At 46.1% G+C, this 23,609-nt stretch carries 22 protein-coding genes and 1 pseudogene; 8 read left to right on the forward strand and 15 right to left on the reverse strand.

Translation table 11 applies throughout. The features are described from left to right. Positions 1 to 69: 69 nt before the first annotated feature. A complete protein-coding gene (locus UF06_RS09950; protein WP_045570318.1) occupies positions 70 to 885 on the reverse strand; it encodes a sterol desaturase family protein in 816 nt (271 codons plus the stop codon). Positions 886 to 979: 94 nt separating this feature from the next. Here UF06_RS09950 and UF06_RS09955 point away from each other — a divergent pair, with 94 nt between their 5' ends. Both UF06_RS09955 and nagK read left to right on the forward strand, forming a co-directional pair. After that, on the forward strand, positions 980 to 1,741 hold the full coding sequence (locus UF06_RS09955) for a tRNA-uridine aminocarboxypropyltransferase (RefSeq protein ID WP_045570319.1): 762 nt from the start codon (positions 980 to 982) through the stop codon (positions 1,739 to 1,741). Positions 1,742 to 1,908: 167 nt separating this feature from the next. Further along, positions 1,909 to 2,820 (forward strand): N-acetylglucosamine kinase, encoded by a 912-nt coding sequence (gene nagK, locus UF06_RS09960; RefSeq protein ID WP_045570320.1) that lies wholly within the window; start codon positions 1,909 to 1,911, stop codon positions 2,818 to 2,820. A 40-nt stretch (positions 2,821 to 2,860) separates the two neighbouring features. Here nagK and UF06_RS09965 read toward each other — a convergent pair whose 3' ends face one another. From UF06_RS09965 to mobA, 3 genes are read right to left on the reverse strand one after another with little or no spacing between them, the layout of a single operon-like run. Then, positions 2,861 to 3,130 carry a DUF2960 family protein gene (locus tag UF06_RS09965; RefSeq protein ID WP_039426466.1) on the reverse strand — a complete coding sequence of 90 codons (270 nt, stop codon included), beginning with the start codon at positions 3,128 to 3,130 and terminating at the stop codon, positions 2,861 to 2,863. A 52-nt stretch (positions 3,131 to 3,182) separates the two neighbouring features. Beyond that, positions 3,183 to 4,598: a molybdopterin-guanine dinucleotide biosynthesis protein MobB gene (gene mobB, locus UF06_RS09970; protein ID WP_045570321.1), complete on the reverse strand. Its 1,416-nt coding sequence runs from the start codon at positions 4,596 to 4,598 to the stop codon at positions 3,183 to 3,185. Further along, a complete protein-coding gene (gene mobA, locus UF06_RS09975) occupies positions 4,595 to 5,182 on the reverse strand; it encodes a molybdenum cofactor guanylyltransferase MobA (protein ID WP_045570322.1) in 588 nt (195 codons plus the stop codon). The genes mobB and mobA overlap by 4 nt, the downstream gene beginning before the upstream one ends. Positions 5,183 to 5,437: 255 nt before the next feature. Here mobA and UF06_RS09980 point away from each other — a divergent pair, with 255 nt between their 5' ends. The 3 genes and pseudogenes from UF06_RS09980 (at position 5,438) to cobB (ending at position 9,549) form a co-directional block, all read left to right on the forward strand. Next, positions 5,438 to 7,027, forward strand: a complete 1,590-nt coding sequence (locus UF06_RS09980; RefSeq protein ID WP_045570323.1) for an ABC-F family ATPase — start codon at positions 5,438 to 5,440, stop codon at positions 7,025 to 7,027. Positions 7,028 to 7,365: 338 nt separating this feature from the next. Continuing rightward, positions 7,366 to 8,584: pseudogene (locus tag UF06_RS09985) on the forward strand (ammonium transporter). 164 nt (positions 8,585 to 8,748) lie between these two features. After that, complete coding sequence (gene cobB, locus UF06_RS09990; protein ID WP_277914541.1) at positions 8,749 to 9,549, forward strand: Sir2 family NAD+-dependent deacetylase; 801 nt, start codon at positions 8,749 to 8,751, stop codon at positions 9,547 to 9,549. Positions 9,550 to 9,603: 54 nt separating this feature from the next. Here cobB and UF06_RS09995 read toward each other — a convergent pair whose 3' ends face one another. The 5 genes from UF06_RS09995 to potA all read right to left on the reverse strand — a co-directional run bounded on the left by UF06_RS09995 (position 9,604) and on the right by potA (position 14,687). Then, entirely contained in the window at positions 9,604 to 10,641 is a 1,038-nt protein-coding gene (locus UF06_RS09995; protein WP_045570325.1) for an extracellular solute-binding protein, read from the reverse strand. A 161-nt stretch (positions 10,642 to 10,802) separates the two neighbouring features. Further along, positions 10,803 to 11,837, reverse strand: coding sequence for an extracellular solute-binding protein (locus UF06_RS10000; protein ID WP_045570326.1), 1,035 nt, complete (start codon positions 11,835 to 11,837; stop codon positions 10,803 to 10,805). Between the two features lie 105 nt (positions 11,838 to 11,942). Next, positions 11,943 to 12,713, reverse strand: a complete 771-nt coding sequence (potC, locus tag UF06_RS10005; RefSeq protein WP_039426447.1) for a spermidine/putrescine ABC transporter permease PotC — start codon at positions 12,711 to 12,713, stop codon at positions 11,943 to 11,945. Beyond that, a complete protein-coding gene (potB, locus tag UF06_RS10010) occupies positions 12,713 to 13,570 on the reverse strand; it encodes a spermidine/putrescine ABC transporter permease PotB (RefSeq protein ID WP_045570327.1) in 858 nt (285 codons plus the stop codon). The genes potC and potB overlap by 1 nt, the downstream gene beginning before the upstream one ends. After that, entirely contained in the window at positions 13,554 to 14,687 is a 1,134-nt protein-coding gene (gene potA, locus UF06_RS10015) for a spermidine/putrescine ABC transporter ATP-binding protein PotA (RefSeq protein ID WP_039436880.1), read from the reverse strand. The genes potB and potA overlap by 17 nt, the downstream gene beginning before the upstream one ends. A gap of 377 nt (positions 14,688 to 15,064) precedes the next feature. Between potA and UF06_RS10025 the strand changes: the two genes are divergently transcribed. From UF06_RS10025 to UF06_RS10035, 3 genes are read left to right on the forward strand one after another with little or no spacing between them, the layout of a single operon-like run. Then, positions 15,065 to 15,865 (forward strand): hypothetical protein, encoded by an 801-nt coding sequence (locus UF06_RS10025; RefSeq protein WP_045570329.1) that lies wholly within the window; start codon positions 15,065 to 15,067, stop codon positions 15,863 to 15,865. Beyond that, a complete protein-coding gene (locus tag UF06_RS10030; RefSeq protein WP_045570330.1) occupies positions 15,858 to 16,667 on the forward strand; it encodes a glucosaminidase domain-containing protein in 810 nt (269 codons plus the stop codon). Before UF06_RS10025 ends, UF06_RS10030 begins: the two co-directional genes overlap by 8 nt. Before the next feature lie 14 nt (positions 16,668 to 16,681). Then, a complete protein-coding gene (locus UF06_RS10035) occupies positions 16,682 to 17,344 on the forward strand; it encodes a DUF2987 domain-containing protein (protein WP_045570377.1) in 663 nt (220 codons plus the stop codon). 69 nt (positions 17,345 to 17,413) lie between these two features. On the opposite strand, the gene ttcA is transcribed toward UF06_RS10035, so the two are convergent. From ttcA to UF06_RS10065, 6 genes are all read right to left on the reverse strand, one after another. Beyond that, on the reverse strand, positions 17,414 to 18,352 hold the full coding sequence (gene ttcA / locus UF06_RS10040) for a tRNA 2-thiocytidine(32) synthetase TtcA (RefSeq protein WP_045570331.1): 939 nt from the start codon (positions 18,350 to 18,352) through the stop codon (positions 17,414 to 17,416). Between the two features lie 118 nt (positions 18,353 to 18,470). Continuing rightward, complete coding sequence (uspE, locus tag UF06_RS10045; protein WP_045570332.1) at positions 18,471 to 19,418, reverse strand: universal stress protein UspE; 948 nt, start codon at positions 19,416 to 19,418, stop codon at positions 18,471 to 18,473. A gap of 133 nt (positions 19,419 to 19,551) precedes the next feature. Beyond that, a complete protein-coding gene (locus tag UF06_RS10050) occupies positions 19,552 to 20,298 on the reverse strand; it encodes an FNR family transcription factor (protein ID WP_045570333.1) in 747 nt (248 codons plus the stop codon). Positions 20,299 to 20,384: 86 nt separating this feature from the next. Beyond that, positions 20,385 to 21,062 (reverse strand): sulfite exporter TauE/SafE family protein, encoded by a 678-nt coding sequence (locus UF06_RS10055; protein WP_045570334.1) that lies wholly within the window; start codon positions 21,060 to 21,062, stop codon positions 20,385 to 20,387. Between the two features lie 3 nt (positions 21,063 to 21,065). Further along, positions 21,066 to 21,236 (reverse strand): cbb3-type cytochrome oxidase assembly protein CcoS, encoded by a 171-nt coding sequence (gene ccoS / locus UF06_RS10060; RefSeq protein ID WP_045570335.1) that lies wholly within the window; start codon positions 21,234 to 21,236, stop codon positions 21,066 to 21,068. Position 21,237: 1 nt separating this feature from the next. Beyond that, positions 21,238 to 23,607: a heavy metal translocating P-type ATPase metal-binding domain-containing protein gene (locus UF06_RS10065; protein ID WP_045570336.1), complete on the reverse strand. Its 2,370-nt coding sequence runs from the start codon at positions 23,605 to 23,607 to the stop codon at positions 21,238 to 21,240. Positions 23,608 to 23,609 lie beyond the last annotated feature (2 nt).

Here is a 23,609-nt window from a genome sequence, read left to right on the forward strand (position 1 = left end):
AAAGCCCAACGACAGCGTTGGGCTTTCTTCATTGGCGCTTTAAAACCAGCACCATCTTAACTCGCGTTACTATTTACGTTTCGTCGAATAGCGACACGGTTGAGTCAGCATTTTGTCTAACCATTGTTCTCGCGCTTTTCTAATTTCTGGCACACCGATTTGTACCCGCTGGTGGCTCAGCTTCGGTTGAGCGACGTAGGTACGGAAAAGCCTATCCCACAGCGAAAGGAAAAAACCAAAATTGGAATGCGTTTCCCGCACAATCACTGAATGATGCACCCGATGCATGTCAGGCGTCACAATCACTTTTCTCATCACCGCATCAAGCCTAAGTGGCAGCTTTGCATTGCTGTGATTAAACATCGCACTGGCGTTAAGAATGATTTCAAACACGACAATCGCCAGTGGTGAGACACCTAAAGCGAACACACTGCCGATTTTGATCATCATAGACAGAAGAATTTCTATCGGATGGAAGCGAGTACCTGTGGTGACATCGATATCTAAGTCGGCGTGATGCATGCGATGTAAACGCCATAACCAAGGCAGCCTGTGAAACAACAGATGCTGTAGATAAATGATGAGATCGAGCGCAATGACAGAAAGTAATACATTGGCCCATATGGGCAGAGAGAGCTGATGGAAAATGCCCATTTGCTGATCTTGGGCGATATTAGCGGCTTCAAAAGCCGTCAGAGGCAGTAAAAGTGCGATGAGTAAGCCGTTAAGGGCGACCAAAGTGAGGTTGTTAAACCAACGTACCGTTTTAGGAGCGGTCAGCGCTTTTCGTGGTCGGTAGTGCTCCCAAGCGGCACAAATCAACAAAACAGCAATAAAAATGGCTAAGCGAAGAGTGGAGGGGTCGTTAAAACTCGGCTCGGTCATAGGATTCCTTTAATTTGTCCGATTGAGAGCAGTGTTGAGCTTGTCGCGCCTTGTCAGTAGAATCCAGCTCTCTTTTATCTGAGCCAAGTTCATCATGAGATTGCACGCTTTTCACCGTTTATACCAGTACCGCCAGTCCATCTCAACCAAGCCATTTCAGGCGCGCGGATGCAATGTCGTGCGCTGCCGCTATTGCCAAGTCTCCTTGGAGCATTGCTTGTGCGATATTCAGCCAGATGTGCCGGCCAATATCGCGTGCATGTTGATCGTCTCTGACAATGAGGTGTTTAAGCCGAGCAACACAGGGCGCTTGATTGCCGATGTGGTACAAGAAACCTATGTGTATCAGTGGAACCGCACCGAACCTGACCATGAAATGCTTGCCTTGTTACAGTGTGACGACTACCAACCAGTGATTGTCTTTCCCGCAGATTATGTTGATCAACCAGAGCGCTTGCTTAAGCAGTTGGATTCCAACCTGTTAATACGTGAGTCGTCCAAGCATGATAACCGCAAATGGCTTCTGATCTTCATTGATGGCAGCTGGCGTGAAGCGAGAAAAATCTTTCGTCGCTCCAATTATCTGCAAAATCTGCCTGTGCTCTCCATCGACCCCGAGCAGTTGTCCCAATATCAAATGCGCCACTCAGATAATGATCAACACCTATCAACGGCAGAAGTGGCTTCATTAGTACTTAGCCAAGCCAGCGAAACGCATGCCAGCCAGTGTTTGCAAAGTTGGTTTGAAGCCTTTCGCGAAAGTTACCTGCTTAGCAAAAGTCGCGCAAAACCGGATGAGAGTAGGCCATATCGATCTGCATACCTTCGCCGCTTTAAAAGCGAGACATCACTCTAAGTTATACTGCTGCGCTGCTGAGTAGTTGCGCAAACGATATCAATCAGCAGATAAATCCTGCCTGCGTCACGGTTTGTAGGCGTACAGATGTGGATAATGCGCAGATATTTATCATCTTTTGACTCCAACACATTAGGAGTCTGACAGGTCTTTTCAGGAGAGAACCCATGTATTACGGCTTTGATGTCGGCGGCACTAAAATTGAGTTTGGTGCATTTAATGAAAAACTAGCGCGCGTTGCAACGGAGCGTGTCCCTACGCCTACCGACGATTACTCACTGCTGATTGACACCATCGTCGGTCTAGTTGAAAAGTACGATGCGCAGTTTGGCTGCGAAGGTAAAATCGGTTTAGGTCTGCCGGGGATGGAAGATGCTGATGATGCAACGGTTCTGACGGTGAATGTCCCCGCAGCAAAAGGCAAACCACTGCGTGCTGATTTAGAGGCGCGTATTGGTCGTAGCGTAAAAATTGAAAACGATGCCAACTGTTTTGCTCTTTCTGAAGCGTGGGATGAAGAGTTACAAGATTCGCCATCGGTGATGGGGCTTATTCTCGGTACAGGTTTTGGCGGTGGTTTGATCTACGACGGCAAAGTGTTCTCTGGCCGTAACAACGTGGCAGGTGAACTGGGCCACATGCGCTTGCCGATTGATGCATGGTTCCAACTTGGAGAAAAAGCACCATTGTTGGGTTGCGGCTGCGGCAAAAAAGGCTGTCTTGATAGCTATCTTTCAGGTCGTGGCTTCGAGCTTCTTTACGCCCACTATTATGGTGAAGAGAAAAAAGCCATCGACATTATTCAAGCGAACGCCGCAGGCGATGAGCAAGCCGCGGAACACGTTGAGCGCTTTATGGAATTGCTGGCGATCTGCTTCGCCAATATCTTTACTGCGAACGATCCACACGTGGTAGTACTGGGTGGCGGTTTGTCTAACTTTGATCTCATTTACGATGAGATGCCAAAACGCGTGCCTAAGTATCTATTGTCTGTGGCGAAATGTCCAAAGATCATCAAAGCAAAACATGGTGATTCAGGCGGTGTTCGTGGCGCAGCCTTCTTGAATATCAAAGGGTAAATTCAACAAAGGCTTGCAGATGCAAGCCTTTGTTTTATGTTCAGTCGCGCTTCTTTTTGCCTACGCCCAAGTTGTCTTTCTGCTTGAGCGTAATCAACTCAAACCCCAACTTCTTGAAGTGATTATCGCGATAATTGCGCACCGACTTGGTATCCGAAATCGCTTCGAGCTGCTGCTCCATTTTCAAGTATGCTGAGATATCAATACCTTCCGCTTCAGCAACCGCTTCGTGAATATTGCGATGCTTTTCGTAAGAAAAAGGCAGCGTTTTCTCAACGCCTTTGTAGATGTAAATTAGAGTGCGAACCATCAGTTTCTCTCGCAATGAAAAAGGCCAACGAGTTGGCCTTGATTTAAATTGGCTAGATTTTGCCTTGAAGTGGGTAGATTGTCACGCATTCTCCGGCTTTCAATGTATCCACAGCAGCGGGAACGGCGATCATACAGTTGATATTCTCTTTACTTTGCATCGTTAACCAAGGCGCTAGACTCTCAAACGAGTGCATCACCGGCGTCACCTGATTGCTTCCCATGTTATCAACCGTCAAAGAGCCGTAGTAAAATTCGTGCTCTCCCAGAATGGCTTTGAATCCTTGAGTTAATCGCGCTTTTTGCCCACTTTCCTGACAGGCTCTCTCGCCACGAAGTTTACGCACCATCGGTGCAACGGTTGAAAGAAAATGGCCTTGCAGATTTACAAGTGTTGTATCCATCAAGAGAAGTGGTTTTCGCTCAATGAGTCGCAGAGAGAAACCACTGGCCTCAACCTCTGCATTGAGACTAAGCACTATGTGTTGCCAGCTCTTAGTACTCCCGTTGAGGAGGATAACCTCATTCAGGTTTAGCGCCTCTTCAAGTACTTGTACTCGTTGTTGACTTTGCTCAGCACCAACAACGTGCGCGTTTACCTCACAACCGAGCGTATGCAGCATGCCAAGTAAAACAGCATGGCAAACTTGAGAATCGTTACCGTCTAGCGACAATAGTGCGACACGTGGCTTTCGTATGACCTGACAGCGCTTGATCCCTAAAGCCGATAGGGAAGAGAGATGTGTCTGCGCCAGTAGCGCACCGCTTTCGGTGACAACGTCACCACCATGAAGTATCGGTAGCGCCAATACGCGTCCGTAGGCATCAGCGAGGGGCACCGTTTCGCTCTCAGCGAGCGGCTTTAGATGAGAAAGGATACGCTCAATGCCGCTCTCTTGCGTCAACATATCTTGCGATACGTTATCTATTGTTGAGTGCTCTTTAGAGTGACATTGCTCTCGCGCGTAGCGAAGAACAAACTCAGCAATCGAGTCCAGATCATTGATGTTCATTTGCGGCAAGGTCGTATCTAGTGGATTAGCATCAGACGCAATCGCGATGATGTTTTCATCGTGCGGGTACAACCACGGTTTACCGACTTCCTCGCGATGCAACTCAATCTTATTAAAGGCGATATTCTTACAACCCTCGACCAGCAATAAATCCAGTTTGCTGTGATCAAAACGGCTAAGCAGATAGTCAAATTCAGCTTCGGCTTGCGGCGTTTCAGTCATTAAAGCAAAGCGCTTGTGTGAGGCGATCAGCATTTGCGACGCACCTGCTTTACGCAGACGGTAACTGTCTTTGCCGGGCTTATCGACATCAAAATCATGGTGGGCGTGTTTTAATACACCCACTCTTAAGCCTGCTTCAGTAAGTTTTGGCAGTAGTGCTTCAAGCAGAGTGGTTTTTCCAGTACCGGAATACGCTGCGAAGCCGAGTAAAGCGAGAGATGATTTGTGCATCATGAACAGATTTTTCCAAACTGAGCTAATTCTTGTGGCGTATTCAGATTCACAAAACATTGTGGCGAATCACTGAAATCCACATAACGTGCATGGCATTGTGAGAAAAACAGCCCCATTTTTCGCTCATCACGTTTTAAAAATGCAGTCAAAGCGGGCAAAACGCGTTTGTGGCAAAGTGCGAAGACGGGTTGTGGCTGCTGCCCATCGTGTGCCACCCAAATATCACTGGATTCATCGACCGACCTACAGAAACGCACAACCAAGTCGAGATTGATATTTGGACTGTCACAGGGCACAAAGCCAACCCATTCCGTATCCACAAAGTTGAGTGCGGCATGCATTCCCCCAAGAGGCCCTTGGAATCCCTCAATATGATCCGTAAATACCGGAGCGAACGCTTGGTAGCGCGACTGGTTACGATTGGCGTTGATATAAATACGATCGGTTTGCGGCGCAAGGCGCTCGATAACATGTTGAATCAGCGGCTTGTGGTTAAGCTCAATAAACCCTTTGTCATCGCCTCCCATTCGAGTGGCTTGTCCTCCGGCAAGAATTACCCAAGTGGTCTGTGTTGGTTGCAGCATATCGGTTCTCTTTGATTGAAACTGGGTCTAACCACTTCAAAATTGCTGCAGACTCTAGCAGAAATCCCCGGCGATTTCCCCAAGCAAGACACCAACTAACGAAAGAAACACATCAATCACCCGCTTGCCTAACAAAGCTGTTAAACTTAAGCACTTTCTTTGCTACACAGCGCAATCAATGCTTGCAGTCAGCTCGTTGAACAAGTAACGTTGCGCAGTTTTTTTATTTGATACTGGACACAAAAGGTACAGGTTTTGATTTCTACAGCAAACATCACTCAACAATTTGGCGCCAAGCCTCTGTTTGAAAACATCTCGGTTAAATTTGGCGAGGGCAACCGCTATGGTTTAATCGGCGCAAATGGTTGTGGTAAGTCAACCTTTATGAAAATCCTAAGCGGTGAACTGGAACCTAGTGCCGGAAACGTGAGCTACGATCCGAACGAACGAGTTGCCAAACTGAACCAGAACCAATTTGCTTATGAGGAGTTTACGGTTATCGATACCGTGATCATGGGGCATAAAGATCTTTGGAAAGTAAAACAAGAACGTGACCGTATTTACTCGTTGCCAGAAATGAGTGAAGAAGATGGGATGAAAGTGGCCGATCTTGAGGTTGAGTTCGCAGAGATGGACGGCTACATGGCCGAAGCGAAAGCGGGTGAGCTGCTCTTGGCTGTGGGCATTCCGCTGGAGCAGCACTTTGGTTTAATGAGCGAAGTTGCACCAGGCTGGAAACTGCGTGTTCTTTTGGCGCAAGTGCTGTTTGCTGATCCAGATATCATGCTATTGGACGAGCCGACCAACAACTTGGACATTGATACCATCCGTTGGCTAGAAGATACGCTCAACGAGCGCAACTGCACCATGATCATCATTTCGCATGACCGACACTTCCTGAACTCGGTATGTACCCACATGGCGGATTTGGACTATGGTGAGCTTCGTGTGTACCCAGGCAACTACGATGAATACATGACCGCTGCAACTCAGGTACGTGAGCGTCTATTAGCCGATAATGCTAAGAAGAAAGCGCAAATTGCCGAGCTACAAACCTTCGTTGCTCGCTTCTCGGCCAACGCATCAAAAGCGAAGCAGGCGACTTCTCGCGCTAAACAAATTGATAAGATCAAACTGGATGAAGTGAAGGCTTCAAGTCGTCAAAACCCATTCATTCGCTTCGAACAATCGAAAGAGCTTTTCCGTAACGCGCTGGAAGTTGAGAACCTCAGCCAAGGTTTTGATCAAGACCTTTTCGCGGGCTTCAATGCCATTTTTGAGGTGGGTGAGCGTGTTGCCATTATCGGTGAAAACGGTGTCGGTAAAACAACCTTACTCAGCACCCTTGCTGGCGTGCTAGAGCCTCGCACAGGCAGCTACAAGTGGTCTGAAAACTCAAACATTGGTTACTACGCGCAAGACCACGCGCACGATTTTGCTGAAGACATGAATCTAATGGAGTGGATGGGGCAATGGCGTCAGGAAGGCGACGACGAACAAGTCATACGTAGTTTCCTTGGTCGCATGCTGTTTGGCCAAGACGACATTAAGAAATCCGTGAAAGTGCTTTCCGGTGGAGAGCAGGGGCGTATGCTTCTCGGTAAGATCATGATGCACAAACCTAACATGCTGCTGATGGACGAACCAACCAATCACATGGACATGGAATCGATCGAATCACTCAACAATGCGCTTGAGCAATATAAGGGTACGCTGTTCTTCGTATCACATGACCGCGTTTTTGTTGACTCTCTAGCCACTCGGATTATCGAGATCCGTAATGGCAAGATCACCGATTTCAAAGGTACTTACGCAGAGTTCCTCAAATCTCGCGGTGTCGACTAAGCGACACCGGTTACCCCACTAGGAAAATCCCCTCGTATAAACGAGGGGATTCTTACTCTTGATTCTATCCACTGCCTTATTGCACGTAATGGGTGCGCTTGTTTTTGGTGCATTCGAACCAATTGAGTGCAAAATCTCTCTCCCTCATTTCATTTGTTGTATTTAAATAGAAGAAATATTGATAATTTTCATATGGATGGATTTTATTAATAGATTAACCAATAGTTGGAACGTTCTTTGCTGTATGTAGCGCTCAATTGATTTTCTCACCATCATGGTGATGATAAAGTTTTCTGATGCACAGGATAAGTGCACTACATAAACGGAGAGTTCTAACAATGAGTGTTACCGCCAGTCAGGTTCAAGGAGCCGTTCAAACCCTGACCCAAAGCTCCGACACACTGTTCCTCCTTCTTGGAGCGATCATGGTGTTTTTGATGCATGCCGGTTTTGCCTTTCTTGAAGTGGGGACAGTACGACAAAAAAACCAAGTGAACGCGTTAGTCAAGATCATCGCCGATTTCGGTATCTCTGCGATTGCTTATTTTTTTATTGGCTATTGGGTGGCTTATGGCGGCACCTTCCTAGCCGATGCCAGTACCTTGTCACAAGGTAACGGATATGAATTGGTCAAGTTCTTCTTTTTGCTGACTTTTGCTGCGGCAATTCCGGCGATTGTTTCTGGTGGTATCGCCGAGCGAGCTCGATTCTATCCAGTACTGATTGCGACCTTCTTTACCGTCGGTTTGGTTTACCCGCTGTTTGAAGGCATCATCTGGAACGGCAATTTTGGCGTTCAAGCCTGGTTTGAAAGTCAATTTGGCGTAGGATTTCACGACTTCGCAGGCTCTGTGGTAGTGCATGGCGTTGGTGGTTGGATTGCGCTGGTTGCGGTCTTGTTCCTTGGCATGCGAAAAGGGCGCGTACGTGCTGGAAAGCACACTAACTTTGCTCCATCAAACATTCCATTTCTTGCGTTGGGCGCATGGATCCTCTGTGTTGGCTGGTTTGGTTTCAACGTTATGTCGGCCCAAACCCTAAACGGCATCAGTGGCTTAGTCGCAATGAACTCTCTCATGGCGATGGCTGGTGGTATTGTTGCGGCGCTTATCGCTGGTAAGAATGACCCTGGCTTTATCCATAACGGCCCATTAGCTGGGCTGGTGGCGGTGTGTGCGGGGTCTGATCTCATGCACCCGATTGGTGCGCTCGTTACTGGCTTGATTGCAGGCGTATTGTTTGTTTACCTCTTCACTTACTTACAGAACAAAACAAAAATTGACGACGTACTTGGGGTGTGGCCGCTGCATGGCCTTTGTGGAGCCTGGGGTGGTATTGCGTGGCATTTTTGGTCAAAGCGCTTTAGGCGGTTTGGGCGGGGTGAGTTTGAGCGTGCAAATTCTCGGTACGCTGCTGGGCATTAGTGTGGCGCTGATCGGTGCTGTGCTTGTTTATGGTGCAATCCACAAAGCCAGTGGGCTACGTCTTTCAGAAGAAGATGAGTTTAACGGCGCCGATTTGGCTATTCACAAGATTTCTGCCACTAACATGGAATAATAAACTCGGTGGAAGAGTGAGAAAGGGGCCGCATTGTCGGCCCCTTTTGGTATCAGTTCACATTATTGCCTCTTAACGCTCACAATTGCGACCATCGTCTAACCCTCATCACTATTGTTGTTATTTCTGCAGTGCTACTCTATTAACAAAAGACAGCGTGTGTAGTGTCTGAGTTTTTCTCTCGTTCATCTTCGCGCGACTATCACCACTTCGAGAAGCAAGGATGTAACATGAATTTCCCATACCAAAATATTGTTGTATTAACGGGTGCAGGAATCTCTGCTGAGTCAGGCATTCAGACTTTTAGAGCACAAGATGGCCTTTGGGAAAACCACCGCATTGAAGATGTCGCAACCCCAGAGGGCTTTGCTAAAAATCCAGATCTAGTCCAAGAGTTCTATAACCAGCGCCGACGTAAACTGCAAGGCGAGAACATTGAACCCAATGCAGCGCATAACGCATTGGGACGTTTGGAACAAGAGTTAGATGGCAAGGTTACTATCATTACTCAGAACATTGATAATCTGCACGAACGTGGCGGAAGCAAAAATATCATCCATATGCACGGTGAGCTACTCAAAAGTCGTTGCAGTGTCTCAAATCAGGTTATTGAACAGAGTGGAGACATTCTTACAGGAGATTTATGCCATTGCTGTCAAATGCCAGCTCAAATGAGGCCACACATTGTCTGGTTTGGTGAAATGCCGCTCAGAATGGGGGATATCTATGCCGCACTCGAAGAGGCCGACCTGTTTGTTTCTATCGGTACTTCGGGGGTGGTTTATCCCGCGGCTGGATTTGTACATGATGCGAAAATGCATGGTGCGCATACCATAGAAATCAACCTTGAGCCGAGTGCACTGGAGAGTGAGTTTGCCGAAAAACGTTATGGTAAGGCGAGCGTTGAAGTTCCACGCTTGGTGGAAGAGCTGTTAGCCCATATCGATTCTCAAGTTGCCAGTTGAGAGAGAACAGCCAAGAAAAAGCGGCACTACGTCGCTTCTTCTTGGAGATGTGGATTAGTTATCCACTTTCAACTTTTGGAAGTACTCATCGTACAAAACGCTGGCTTCAGCAACTTCATCTTGCCATACCCCATTATCCATCACAGATTGTGGTGGGAAAATGTTCGGATCGTTAGCAAACGCTTTAGGTAGCAGAGGGTAAGCGCTTTTCACAGGCGTCGGATAACCAATTTCCATCGCAATTTTCGCCGCATTTTCAGGGCGCAAAAGGAAATCGATCATTTTATGAGCGGCATCAACATTCTTTGCTTGGGCTGGAACGGCTAGGCTGTCCATCCAAAAAATAGCCCCTTTTTCCGGCCAGATGATCTCAATCTTGGCGCCTTCTTGGCGAGCCATGTAAGCAGAGCCGTTCCACAACATGCCCAAAGACACTTCACCAGCTAAATAGGGGTTTGCTGGAAAATCTGAGTTGAAGACCAGCACGTTAGGAATGAGTTTCTTTAATTCCTCAAAAGCAACGTGAATCTCTTTCGCATCCGTGGTATTCGGTGAATAACCCAGTTTAGAGAGCGCGATGTGGAAGACCTCACGAGCATCGTCCATTAACATCAGTTGACCTTCCCATTGAGTATCCCAAAGATCGCCCCAATTTTTCACCGAATTTTTGGAAAGCATATCCACATTGATACCAATGCCCGTCGCCCCCCAAATGTAAGGAATGGAGTAGTCGTTACCCGGGTCAAAAGGCTTATCTAAATAGTTGCTATCGAGTTCAGCGAAGTGGGAGAGTTTGGTTTTATCGACTTTCTGTAACATACCCTCTTTGCGCATTTTGGAGACAAAGTAGGTTGAAGGGACCACCAAATCGTAACCACCACCCTGAGTCTTCAGTTTTGCGTACATACTCTCATTGGATTCGTATGTCGAATAGATGACTTTGATACCCGTTTCTTTAGTAAAATCTTCCAGCACTTCACTTGGGATGTATTCAGACCAGTTATAGAAATAGAGTTCCTGATCTGCGGCAAAGGAAGGGGTAGGCAAGAAAGTAGCAGCACACAATGCGCCGGTATACAGTGCTTTTTTCATTACTGTTCCGCTCATGTTAGCGTGCCCTAAAGGGCAAATGGTTGTAAAAAATAGGCTGAAATTCACGAATTAGACGCGAATAGGTCGGGATTATATCAGCAATAAAAAAAATAGGCAGCTTTTGGCTGCCTAAGTGATTAGCAATGAAACCATGTGTCGTTTTACTGACTGGCTTTCAGTTTCATAAAGTATTCTTCATATTTCACGGTCTTATCACCAACCGCAGCTTGCCACTCAACGCGATCCAGATCTTCTTGAGATGGGAAGAGTGGAGCAATATCTTTAAACTTCTCATTAGATGCTTTCACAGCCGTGAGATAGCCAGTGTCGTTAGAGATCTGCTCTGCAATTTCTGGGCGCAGTAGGAAATCAATCATCTTATGCGCCGCTTCGACGTTTTTCGCGCCAGAGCTGATTGCAAAGTTATCTACCCAGCCGATACCGCCTTCTTTAGGGAAAACCAGCTTGAGTGGTAGACCTTCTTTCTGCGCGGCTGCGGCACTGCCATTCCAAAGCATGCCAAGGCCAACCTCACCAGACATGTATGGTGCGCCTGGGTTATCTGAGTTAAAGACCAGTACGTTTGGCATCAGTTTTTGCAGCTCGGCATACGCTTCGTCGATCTGCTTTTCATCGGTGGTGTTACCTGAGTAACCCAGTTTGCGCAGTGCGATGTGGAACACTTCACGTGTATCGTCCATCAGCATCAGTTGGCCTTTTAACTCCGGTTTCCACAGATCTGCCCAGCTTTGGAAATCATTCGGATCATACATATCGGTATTGACCGCAAGACCTGTGATCGCCACAACGTGAGGAATCGAGTAGTCGTTGTTTGGATCGTAAGGCTTATTGAGATAGTTGCTATCGAGGTTTTTGAAATTGCTCAGCTTAGATTTTTCGATCTTTTGTAGCATGCCTTCATCGCGCATCTTAGACACGAAATAGGTTGAAGGAACAACAAGATCATAGCCTTGATTGTGAGTCTTTAGCTTTGCATACAAGGTTTCATTTGACTCATAAGTTGAGTAAATCACTTTGATGCCAGTTTCCTTAGTAAACTGCTCTAAGATGCCACTGTTGATGTAAGGTCCCCAGTTCATGAAGACCAGCTCTTTGTTCTCATCTGCGGCAGCAGAAGCAGAAAATAAGGAAAGCGCACATGCACTACCAGCTAATAAAGTAGCCCATTTTTTCATTGACGTTAGCTCCAAACCAAACGTTGCCCGAAGGCTTTTGATAGAAAAACAGAATGATTCGCATCATTCTGTTTCGCGTTTAAATCGCAGCAGAAACCGGCTGGCTTATTTCACTTTCTCTCGTGCAATAAGCTGAGAAGTGATCACCAGCGCTAGCGATACCACTAACATAACTGTTGCAAGGGCATTCACTTCCGGTGAAATGCCGACCTTAACCATAGAATAAATCTTCAATGGCAAAATCTCATACGTTGGACCAGTAACAAATGAGCTGATGATTACGTCGTCTAGAGACAAGGTAAAGCTCAGTAGCCAACCAGCTGCAACAGCAGGTTTCGCCAGAGGTAGAATGATTTTTCTCAAAATCACCCACTCACTTGCCCCTAAATCCTTCGCTGCTTCCAACATTTTGACATCGAAACCATTTAGACGGCTGTAAACCGTCACCACAACAAACGGCAAACAGAACGTAATGTGGGCAATCAGCAAGGTAAAGAAACCCAGTTGAGCGCCCAAAACCAAAAACAGCGCGAGTAACGAAATCGCCATCACGATATCTGGTGACATCATGACAACAAACAACATTCCGTTCACCGCTTTTTTGCCTTTAAAGTGGTAACGGAAAAGAGCAACGGCTGTCAGGCTACCAATAATAGTAGCTGCTGTAGCAGAAAAGATCGCCACATTAAATGAATGCCAAGCGGCTTGCATTAAGCTGTCGTTATTCATTAGCGCGTGATACCACTTGGTGGTAAATCCGCCCCATTTCATACCGAACTTGTTTTCGTTAAACGAGTTGGCAATCAACACTATGATTGGCAAATACAAAAATGCATACACCAAGGTCATAAAGCTAAATCTAATTGTACGTCCCATTAGTCCAGCTCCACTTTCTTATTCAACAGTTTTCCTGCACGGTAGTAGGCGTACAGCATAATTGCCATTGCAATGGTCAAGGCAATACTGGTTGCTGCGCCAAATGGCCAATCACGAGCATTGAGCACTTGGCTCTTAATTACGTTACCGATCAATAGGTTTTTCGCGCCACCCAGCAAATCGGCAATGTAGAACATGCCAAGAGCGGGTAGAAAAACCAGCAAACAACCGCCGATGATACCTGGCATGGTAAGGGGCAAAATGACCTTAGTTAGCGTCTGCAGCTTGTTGGCACCCAAATCTTTGGCAGCTTCAATATAGGTGTAATCCAGCTTCTCGATCGCCGAATAGAGCGGCAAAATCATAAATGGCAGCAAGATGTAAACGAGGCCAATCATCACAGCAGTTTCTGTATACATCAGACGTAGCGGTTTATCGATAATGTCCAAAGTGAGTAGGACGTTATTGAGAATGCCTTGCGTACCTAAGACGATTTTCAAGCCATAAGTACGGATCAGTGAGTTGGTCCAAAAAGGAACAATCACCAAAAACAGCATAAAAGGACGCCACTTCGCTGGCATCTTGGCCACAATATAGGCAAAGGGATAACCGATAACCAAACAGATCAAGGTCGCTACAATCGCCATATAAAAAGAGTGCAATAGCACCTTGGCATACAACGGATCGAGCAATCTCGCGTAGTTATCGAGCGTGAACGTCATCTCTATTAGATTGGCTTCATCACGAGTCAGAAAACTGGTTCCGATGATCATCACGTTTGGGATCAGAACAAACAGCACTAACCATGAAACAATCAGCGTGATGATGGCGTTTTGCAGACTAAATTTCTTGCTCATCACTTAGCACCACTTCCCAGCTTTCTACCCAAGTAATGGCGACTTTTTGTCCTAGAGAATGATCTACGTCTGGATCATCTTCGTTAAAGAACTCGCTTACCATCACACGCATTCCTGACTCTGTTTCAATGACCGAATCCAGTGTCATGCCTTTGTAGGTACGTTCAGTCACGTGACCAACGATGCCTTTTTCTTCCGATTCCGTGATCTCTTCGATGCGTAAATCTTCTGGGCGAAGCAATACTTGCAGCTTTTGACCTTGCGTAATCGGTTCATCGAAGTAGACCACTGAGTCCACCCCTTCGATTTCAGCTCGGATACGCTTCTCGTCAACACGCTCTTTCGCAACCGCTTCGAACACGTTGATTTCACCGATGAAACGCGCAACGAACAGATTCTTCGGATCTTCGTAAATTTCACGTGGGGAGCCATCTTGCTCAATCACACCAGAGCGCATAACGATGATGCGGTCTGACATCGACAAGGCTTCTTCTTGATCGTGGGTAACAAAGATAAAGGTAATACCTAGTTGGCGCTGCAGCTGCTTCAACTCAATTTGCATCTGCTTGCGCAGTTTGTAATCAAGGGCAGAGAGAGATTCATCGAGCAACAGAACTTTAGGTTTGTTGACCACCGCACGTGCGATAGCGATACGCTGTTGCTGACCACCAGAGAGCTGATGAGGCTTGCGCTGCGCCATGCTTTCTAGTCGTACCATTTTTAGTGCTTCCATCACGCGAGGTTCAATATCAGCGGAAGGAACTTTTTGCATGCGCAGGCCAAATGCAACGTTTTCGAACACCGTCATGTGAGGAAACAGCGCATAGCTTTGGAATACCGTGTTGACATGCCTTTGTTCCGCAGGAACATTGGTAACATCCTGATTGTCTATCGTAATTTGGCCTTTATCTGCAGTTTCAAAGCCTGCAATCATGCGTAAAACCGTTGTTTTACCACAACCTGATGGGCCTAGGATCGTCAAAAACTCACCATGATTAACGTCCAGATTTAAATTACCGATGATTTCCTTACCATCGAAACTCTTACTGATGCCAGTCAAGCGGATAACTGGCTGTCCTGCGTTCTGTTTAGCGTTCAACGTCTGTATTTCTCCCACATTGGTCTTGTCAACTAACTAGTACGACCTGTAGCTATTCACATGTAAGGGGCGCATCATAATCACCAAATTTGTGAATTCAAAGTGTTTTCTTATTCGGAAACAGAAAAAGTTTTGCATGCAAAAGACGATGTTTCTTACCATACTACCCTTAGGATTTAGTGACACAATCAACCTGTTGATTGCAAGGCAAAAATTCCTGAGCAAAAACCTTCCGCTACCTATACTTTTCAAGCGGTTAATTATCAGCCAAATAACAAATAATGCAAGGACTGCTAACAAAACAGAGTTTAGCAAAAAGTAGATTTCAGTATAATGAAGACAATTCTAATCAGCGAGTTAGGTAGATAAGGTACGCAGTAAACCTTGGAATAGATATGAATAACGAATTTGAAAAAGATTTTAACCTTGGTGGCACCATCGATAGGGCGCTTTCTGGGCAATATGAGTTAAAGGCAGGGGCAATTTTTCAAGAAGCTTGGAAGTTGACCATCCGACATCTTTTCAGCTTTTCCCCCGCCATTATCGCTTTACTGTTAGTGCAGTTGGCCATTTTTTACATCGCGTTACAATTGCAATTAGGCGATCCCGCTGTTTTGCTTGATGCAATTCTCGACCCGAATTTGCTCAATGAGCAGATCCTTTCGTCTATTTACATCGCCAATTTTAGTTTCGAAGTGGTGAGCGCGCCGATTTTTGCCGGTGTTAGTTTAATGGCCATGAGCCATGCCGCTGGGCTAAAAACTAAAAACCGTCACATTGGCAAAGGACTGCAATTTACCGTCCCTGTCATTCTTTCTACCCTGTTCAGCCTCATGCTACAGGGCGTGGCGGGACTGCTGCTGCCATTTGTTTCGCTCTATTTGTCGATGGCATTCAGTTTGTCTATCTTACTGATCTGTGAGAAGAACGTACCACCGATGCGCTCTCTGCTGTTATCATTTAGGGCGATAAATCGCAAAATACTGGTCATCTCAGGGCTCTATTTACTGGTGATGTTGCTGTTTGTCGTTGCCATCCTTTTCTATGGCATTGGTTTGATTTTTGTGTTGCCGTTCTTTTTCCATCTCAAAGGAATTCTCTATCGAGAAATGTTCGGTATCCGACTCAAGGTCGTTACAGTGCAAGATTCTGGCGATCATAACGATGACAATCATTCGCAGGTGTTCAATGCCTAATAACACGTCTTCTTCCATTTTTCTCAAAGCGACAGCCATAGCGATGGCTGTCGCTTTTTCATCTATCGGTCCTTATCTCTTTTACGAAGAGCAGCGTCGTGAGCTGGAAGCTCAGCAGGATGACGCAACTGGAGCCGCGGAAGCGTTGCCAGATTTTGCCTCAATCACAGATACTCGAGAAAAGAAACTGGCATTTTTTGATTATTTACGCCCTAAGATTGCCGCAGAAAATCAAAAAATTCTCAAAGACCGTGAGTTTTTGCTCACTCTAAATCTTGCTGAACCCTCGCAAAAGCAAAGAGAGAGGGCATTACGCCTAGCTAAGCGTTACGACGTCACGTTGACAGACGAGCAATTGACCCGTGATTGGCTTGGTGAAATGCTGAAACGCGTTAATGTGCTTCCTGAGTCATTAGTCATGACGCAAGCGGCGAATGAGTCAGCATGGGGAACGTCACGATTTGCCCGTGAAGCCAACAACCTATTTGGGCAGTGGTGTTACACTCGCGGCTGCGGCGTTGTCCCTTTGCAGCGCAGTGAAGGCGCATTTCACGAGGTGGCCAAATTCTCTTCCGCTCAAGAATCCATTCACCGTTATTTTATGAATGTAAACCGCAACCGAGCTTATACAGAACTGCGTAATATTCGCCAAAATTTGGTGGACAAAAAGCAAGATCTGTTCAGTGTCGAAACGGCGACCACATTAACAAATGGGCTATTAGCCTATTCAGAACGCGGCATGGATTACGTCCAAGATTTGCAAGCGATGATACGTCACAACAGCGAGTTTTGGAGCCAATAAACAGGATGCAAGTAATGATGAAAAGAAACCTAGCTCTGCTAGGATGTGCGATGAGTCTGTTTTCTTCCTTTAGCGTTCAAGCTCAGGAATACATGTTTACCTACTCGAAGTTGTTCTCGCAACTGAAAAACAACACCAAAGAAGGACATGATGATGTCAAAGTCGGGATCTTCTTTGTCAACCCGCAAACCAAGCGGCTATGTAATATAGAGAAGGCTTGGATGGAAAAGGAACAGCATTACGAAGAGTTTGTTATCCCGCCATCCCAAGAGCTCTTGTTACCACTGGATAATAACTTGAAGTCCGCCAACCCACTGGTTTTTGTCCACACTCCTCAGGATATACGTTGCGACTATTCACTGGTAGTGATGACGAAAGAGCCGCTTGAAGGGAAAGTAACCTACCAACAACTAGCCCCTTTGATGCCACAAATGAAGGATCTTTTGGACGATTTGGGGGGCATGTTTTCCAGTTGGTTTACTCCCGAAGTTGAGGGGGTGACGATGGAATTTGCTAATGGGCTCAATAGTAAAGTCACGTTTTCTAACGGTGGTGAAAAAGCGATTGTGAATGGCAAAGTACAAGTTGCGCTAACGGAGATTGGTGAAGAGGGATTTGTACTTTTACCGCAAGCCACTACACGGGTACTGCCTTACTTGCCTAGGGCAAAAAAATAGAATTCAATAGAAACAAAAAGAGGCTACCGAAATGGCAGCCTCTTTCATTGTGTCTTTAAACCAAACACGTTACACAGACAGATTGGTCACATCGAGTTTAAGTGCAGTATCAAACGCTTGCACTACATCGTCCTCATCTTCGACCACATTTGGCACATCTTCTTTATCAAAGCCAATATCACCACCATTGATAACACCTGAGTCTTTGTTGATTGATTTGAAATCAAACAGTTCAAAGTCCGCCAGATGACTTGGCACAACATTTTGCATCGCTCTGAACATGGTTTCAATTCGTCCAGGGAAGCGTTTGTCCCAGTCATTAAGCATCATCTTAATGTTCTGACGTTGAAGGTTTGGCTGAGAGCCACACAGATTACATGGGATGATAGGATAGCCGACCATATCTGCGTATTTAATAATGTCTTTTTCACGGCAATAAGCCAATGGACGAATAACAACGTGCTCTCCATTATCAGAGACCAGTTTCGGTGGCATTCCTTTAATTTTTCCGCCGTAGAACATATTGAGGAAAAGAGTTTCCAGAATATCGTCGCGATGATGGCCAAGCGCGATTTTGGTTGCGCCGAGCTCTTTCGCTGTGCGATACAAAATGCCACGGCGCAAACGAGAGCACAGAGAACACGTGGTTTTCCCTTCGGGAATTTTGTCTTGCACGATGGAGTAGGTGTCCTCTTCGACAATCTTGTACTCAACACTAAGATTTTCTAGATACTCAGGTAACACATGTGCAGGAAACCCCGGCTGCTTTTGATCAAGGTTCACAGCAACCAGAGAAAAGGAGACAGGCGCGCTTTTTTGCAAACTCAGCAGAATATCCAACATCGTAAAGCTGTCTTTACCACCGGATAAACAGACCATAATGCGATCGCCATCTTCGATCATATTAAAGTCAGCAATAGCTTGGCCAGTATTGCGACGAATGCGCTTTTGAAGCTTATTAAAGTTGTATTGTTGAGCTTTCGTACGCTCTTGAATTTGCTCTGTCATCTGCTGCTAATCTTAAATTCATCAAAATAAATGAAGTGCGTATGATACGGATAAATTTGCAAGATGCCAGTGCCGACAAGAAAAAATCCCAGAAGAGACGCCTGGGATTTTTATCGGCTTAGGAAGCGATGTTGGGGTCGAGCGGGCTGACATAACCTTTCGGTTTAAGCGCCAACACATCACAGTTAATCTTATCAATCACGTGTTCAGCGGTATTTCCGATAAAGACCGCTGAGAGTCCGGTTCGCCCAGTTGTCCCCAAAATCACCATAGCAGCATTCAACTTGTCTGCCGACGCGGGGATGATATCTTCTGGCAACCCCTGCTCAACGATGGTGTGCTCTTCATCTATCCCATATTGCTGCCTCAATGCCTTCATGGACGTGAGATGATGGCCACGTACCGCATCGGTATAGGTCGTCGGGTCAAACTCTGGTAACTCAATGGTAATATTGGCAGGTGTTACTGGATAAGCATTAACCAAATACGCTTGTGCATCCAGTCTGGATGAGATTTCCAACAACCGCTCAACCATAATGTTATTCAGTTCGATATGTGTCGAGTTATCCGAGCCCACGTTGACTGATGCGATGATATTCGCTTGCTCTGGCCAATCGGCGTTTTTAATCAAGAGTACAGGAACAGGGCACTTACGTAACAAATGCCAATCAGTTGGTGTGAAGATGACCGACTCAAGGACATCGTGTTTACGCGTCCCTTTAATTACGATGTCATGACTGCCTGAAAACACTTCGGCGATGATGGCCTCATAAGGGCGATTATGCCAAACCACCTTGATATCAAAGGTCATCGATTCATCAACATATGGCTCTGCAATTTTTCTCATCCACTGTTCGCGTTGATAGATAACACCGCGGCGCATCGCATCACGCTCATCTAAAGACAGCATTGATGTCATGTCATAGGAGAAATCGTAGATGGATAGAAAGAAAGTAACATGACTCTTCGAGACACTCTTTCTGGCTAATTGTACAGCTCGCGCCAGTGCAGGTTGTTCATCTTTGTTAATGTCGGCAACCACAAGGATTTTACTGTAAATACTCATATCTAAGCACGCTCATGTTGGAGAACCATATAAGTAACTGTAGCTTAGAAAAGAGAGAAATATTAGGAGTTTAGAAAGGTTTTACATAAAATTATGATGCAGCTCATCTCTGAGCTACATCATTAAAAACGGATTAGCCGTTAGAGACGCCAGCCAGTTCCATTAATGCACTGTGATCAAGGATAGTAATATATTTACCCTTAACACTGAGTATTTCAGATTTTTGAAATCGTCCGAGAAGACGGCTAATGGTCTCAACAGTCAAGCCAAGGTAATTACCAATGTCACCACGTGTCATGGTTAAACGGAACTCGCGAGGGCTGAATCCACGTTGAGAGAAACGAGTTGAAAGGTTGTAAAGAAATGCCGCCAAACGTTCTTCTGCATTTTTCTTCGACAACAGCAGAATCATTTCTTGGTCGCCTTTGATCTCATTGCTCATGAGACGCATGATCTGCTGGCGCAACTTTGGCATTTTTCCTGAAAGGTCATCGAGAATTTCGTATGGAATCTCGCAAACCATCGATGTTTCGAGGGCTTGGGCGAAACTAGGATGAGCGTCGTCGGTAATCGCATCAAATCCAACTAAGTCACCGGCAAGATGGAAGGCTGTAATCTGCTCATCGCCTTGCTCAGTGATGGTGTAGCTTTTGATCGTACCCGAGCGAATCGCGTAGAGAGAGCGTAACACATCACCCGCTTTAAAGAGCTCTTGGCCTTTTTGGATCGGTTTTTTTCGCTCGATAATCTGATCAAGTTGATCCAATTCAGCTTCATTCAATGTAAATGGAATACAGAGTTGGCTGATACTACAATCTTGACAATGAATCGCGCACCCACCGGACTGGATACGCTTTGTCGCAGGTTTTTCAGAAATCATAACAACCTTTCACTATTTGATATATGTCAATATTTTAGCACTGGTGAATACTAAAGGGTAGTAAAAAAGCGTTTGCTCAATGTGAGTTAACGGGCAAGACCAAGCATCGTTGCTGCGCCAAATCCGGTATAGAGTCCATATAGGACTAGAATTGTGGCTGAAGTGTGTCTGAATATCGATGATTTTTGAATCCGAGCGAAATACTCCGCACCGATTCCAACCAGTAACATCGCCGGCAGGGTGCCCAAACCAAATGCCAGCATCATCAAAGCACCGTTTAAAGCACTGCCAGAGAGCGCGGACCAAGTGAGGGCTGAGTAAACTAAGCCACACGGCAACCATCCCCATAGAAAACCAAAAGGGATCGCTTGTAAAGGGTGGCGGATCGGCATGAAATGTTGAGTCATCGGCTTAATAAAACGCCAAAGCAGTTGCCCAAGTTTCTCCACGAAGAGAAGTCCGTTCCACCACTTCGCGATATAAAGGGCAACCAGAATCATGAATAGGGCGGCCAATAAGCGCAACCATGCTAGCGATTGATTGAGTCCAGCCATATCACTGAGAGAAGAAATGGTCCCCCCGACAATGGCGCCAAACAGCCCATAACTCAATAAACGCCCTAAATTATAGAAAAGCGTGTTCAACTTTGGAGAAGGATTTTGACTGCCTAGATTGAGCAATGAGGCAATCCCACCACACATTCCCAAACAATGACCAGCGCCCGCTAACCCGATCATCAGCGCGCCAAGGTAATCACCATTCATAGCCTACTTTTTCTCGCTTTGTTGCTGAGATTCTTGCTCGTCATCAAATAGTATGTTTGTTCCTTGACGCTCAAGATCTTCAAATTGTTCGCTTTTGACTGCCCACAAGAAGATCGCGACGGCAACACAAACCAAAACAATGGCAATCGGAATGAGAATGTACAAGCTTTCCATATTACTTACCTTGCTCTTTGAGCAGTCTGAGCGAATTAGAGACAACGATGATAGAGCTTGCCGACATGCCAACAACGGCGATGTAGGGGGCAACCAAGCCAGCAACCGCTAGCGGTAAAATTAACAGGTTATAGCCTAGAGACCAAGCCAGATTTTCTCGGATGATTTTCCTTGTGCGCAAAGCGAGCTCTCGAGCTTCGAGTAATTTATCGAGCCGATCACCAAGCAACGTCATATCTGCTGATGCTTTAGCAACGTCGGTACCGCTACCCATTGCGACCGAAAGATGAGCACCGGCTAAAGTAGGCGCATCGTTTATACCATCGCCAACCATCATGGTTATGTCTGAGGCATCCAAGCTTTGCAAATAGGCGAGCTTATCTTCGGGTTTGGCAGAAGCTATCACGTGTTCAATGCCCATCGCGCTAGCAACAGGCGTTGCATTGGCAAGAGAGTCACCGGTGAGCAGTGTTGTTTTTATTCCTGCCTCAGCAAACTTTTGCAAAAACTCTCTGCTCTCTTTACGAATTGGATCGTGATAAAAAAATGTGGCGGCGTGTTTGCCAGCAATAGAAAGATATACCGCATGACTTTCCGACTGCTCACTGTCTAGTACATATCTACTGCTACCAATTTTCACTTCTTCGCCGCTCCAATAACCACAAATACCTGAGCCAATGACGTTGGTTGCATCGACGGCTTGAACGGCTGAGTCTGCGTATCTAGAAAAAGCGCGAGCAATCGGGTGGTTAGCGTAGTATTCTAAACTGCTCGCAATCGCGAGACATTGTGTTTCTGGCCATTCGGCAAAGGTTTCCGTGCGCTGTATCTCGATATCACCTTTGGTCAAGGTGCCCGTTTTATCTATCACCAGATGATTGATTTTACATAGAGTTTCAAACACGTGGCCTTTGCGCAGCAAGATGCCAAAATTGCCCATGCGTGAGGTCGCACAAGTCAAGGCTGTCGGCGTGGCGAGCGAAAGGGCGCAAGGGCAGGTCGCCACAAGCACAGATAACATAATCCAAAACGCATCTTCCGGCTTAGTTTGGTGCCAGTAGAGCCAGGTTGCCGCTGAAATGAGCAAAATGACACCGACAAAATAACGTGCAACGACATCGGCAATTTCGGCGATTTTCGGTTTAGAATGCTGTGCCTCATCTTGAAGTCGAACGATATTTGAAATTACCGAGTCCGCTTTAGAGCAGGCAACCTCCAACACAAAAGATTCATCGCCATTGAGCGTACCAGCGTAGACAAGATCACCCATCTGTTTAACAACATGGATCGATTCTCCCGTTAGCATAGACTCGTCAACATGCACACGCCCTTCCACCACTTTACCATCGGCAGGGATATGCTCGCCGGGCAAAACACGGATTTGATCGCCAATTTTCAAACTTTTTACCGGGATCTGTTTGCCTTCTAGGGTAGTGGCAATTGCGGGGATCAGCTTGAGCAGATTCCCACTGGCTGCGGCGGCCTTTCTCCGGGCTCTCATCTCGAGAAAACGTCCTACCAAAAGAAAAAAGGTAAACATGGAGATAGATTCAAAAAAGACTTCACCTTGCTCTGTGACGGTAGCGACTAAGCTTGCACAATAAGCAAAGATGAGCGCTATCGACACAGGCACATCCATCCCGAGTGTTCGGCCTTTAATGCTTCGCCAAGCATTAAGATAAAATGGCAGTGCAGAGTAAAGAAGGACCGGAGTGGCAAAAATTAAGCTCACCCAGCGGAAATAATTTTTGAACTCAGGTTCAAGATCACCAAAAACCTCAAGATAGAGCGCGACCGCCAGCATCATCACCTGCATAGTCGCAAGGCCAGCAATACCTAGACGATAGAGGTATTGCTTCATGGTTGCGTGATAGGCCGCTTCTTGTTTGTCCGCTTCAAAAGGAGCGGCTTTGTAGCCTAATTGATGAATTCCAGATAGCAGTTCACTGAGTTTAGTCTTTGATTTATCCCAAGAAAGTAAAGCTCGGTTTGTCGTGGTATTTACTTTTATAGACAAAACCCCTTGCTGGGAATTAACTTGCTTTTCAATTAACCAAGCACATGCAGCGCAAGATACGCCTTCCAGTGATAGCATCACCTCGCAGTAATTGTTGCTATTACGAACAAACTCCGACTGGACTTCCTCGTTGTCGTAATGCACTAACGCTTTGAGCTGCTCAGGGACTAACTCGACCTTTTCTGCCTGTGCAGTTCGATATTGGTAGTAAGAGACTAAGCCATTATCGACGATTGTTTGTGCAACGGTTTCACAACCTGGGCAGCACATTGAACGAACATCGCCCAATATCTCCACTTTGAAATCCGTGTTGGCTGGTACATCTTCACCACAGTGATAACAGGATTTTGTCATAG

The sequence above is a fragment of the Vibrio sp. S234-5 genome (genome assembly GCF_000960595.1).
Taxonomy (GTDB): Bacteria; Pseudomonadota; Gammaproteobacteria; order Enterobacterales; family Vibrionaceae; genus Vibrio.

Coding starts and splice junctions, on each gene's coding strand:
- UF06_RS09950 (WP_045570318.1), bottom strand. CDS start 885: ATGACCGAGCCGAGTTTTAACGACCCCTCCACTCTTCGCTTAGCCATT.
- UF06_RS09955 (WP_045570319.1), top strand. CDS start 980: ATGAGATTGCACGCTTTTCACCGTTTATACCAGTACCGCCAGTCCATC.
- nagK (WP_045570320.1), top strand. CDS start 1,909: ATGTATTACGGCTTTGATGTCGGCGGCACTAAAATTGAGTTTGGTGCA.
- UF06_RS09965 (WP_039426466.1), bottom strand. CDS start 3,130: ATGGTTCGCACTCTAATTTACATCTACAAAGGCGTTGAGAAAACGCTG.
- mobB (WP_045570321.1), bottom strand. CDS start 4,598: ATGATGCACAAATCATCTCTCGCTTTACTCGGCTTCGCAGCGTATTCC.
- mobA (WP_045570322.1), bottom strand. CDS start 5,182: ATGCTGCAACCAACACAGACCACTTGGGTAATTCTTGCCGGAGGACAA.
- UF06_RS09995 (WP_045570325.1), bottom strand. CDS start 10,641: ATGAAAAAAGCACTGTATACCGGCGCATTGTGTGCTGCTACTTTCTTG.
- UF06_RS10000 (WP_045570326.1), bottom strand. CDS start 11,837: ATGAAAAAATGGGCTACTTTATTAGCTGGTAGTGCATGTGCGCTTTCC.
- potC (WP_039426447.1), bottom strand. CDS start 12,713: ATGGGACGTACAATTAGATTTAGCTTTATGACCTTGGTGTATGCATTT.
- potB (WP_045570327.1), bottom strand. CDS start 13,570: ATGAGCAAGAAATTTAGTCTGCAAAACGCCATCATCACGCTGATTGTT.
- UF06_RS10025 (WP_045570329.1), top strand. CDS start 15,065: ATGAATAACGAATTTGAAAAAGATTTTAACCTTGGTGGCACCATCGAT.
- UF06_RS10030 (WP_045570330.1), top strand. CDS start 15,858: ATGCCTAATAACACGTCTTCTTCCATTTTTCTCAAAGCGACAGCCATA.
- UF06_RS10035 (WP_045570377.1), top strand. CDS start 16,682: ATGATGAAAAGAAACCTAGCTCTGCTAGGATGTGCGATGAGTCTGTTT.
- ttcA (WP_045570331.1), bottom strand. CDS start 18,352: ATGACAGAGCAAATTCAAGAGCGTACGAAAGCTCAACAATACAACTTT.
- uspE (WP_045570332.1), bottom strand. CDS start 19,418: ATGAGTATTTACAGTAAAATCCTTGTGGTTGCCGACATTAACAAAGAT.
- UF06_RS10050 (WP_045570333.1), bottom strand. CDS start 20,298: ATGATTTCTGAAAAACCTGCGACAAAGCGTATCCAGTCCGGTGGGTGC.
- UF06_RS10055 (WP_045570334.1), bottom strand. CDS start 21,062: ATGAATGGTGATTACCTTGGCGCGCTGATGATCGGGTTAGCGGGCGCT.
- ccoS (WP_045570335.1), bottom strand. CDS start 21,236: ATGGAAAGCTTGTACATTCTCATTCCGATTGCCATTGTTTTGGTTTGT.
- UF06_RS10065 (WP_045570336.1), bottom strand. CDS start 23,607: ATGACAAAATCCTGTTATCACTGTGGTGAAGATGTACCAGCCAACACG.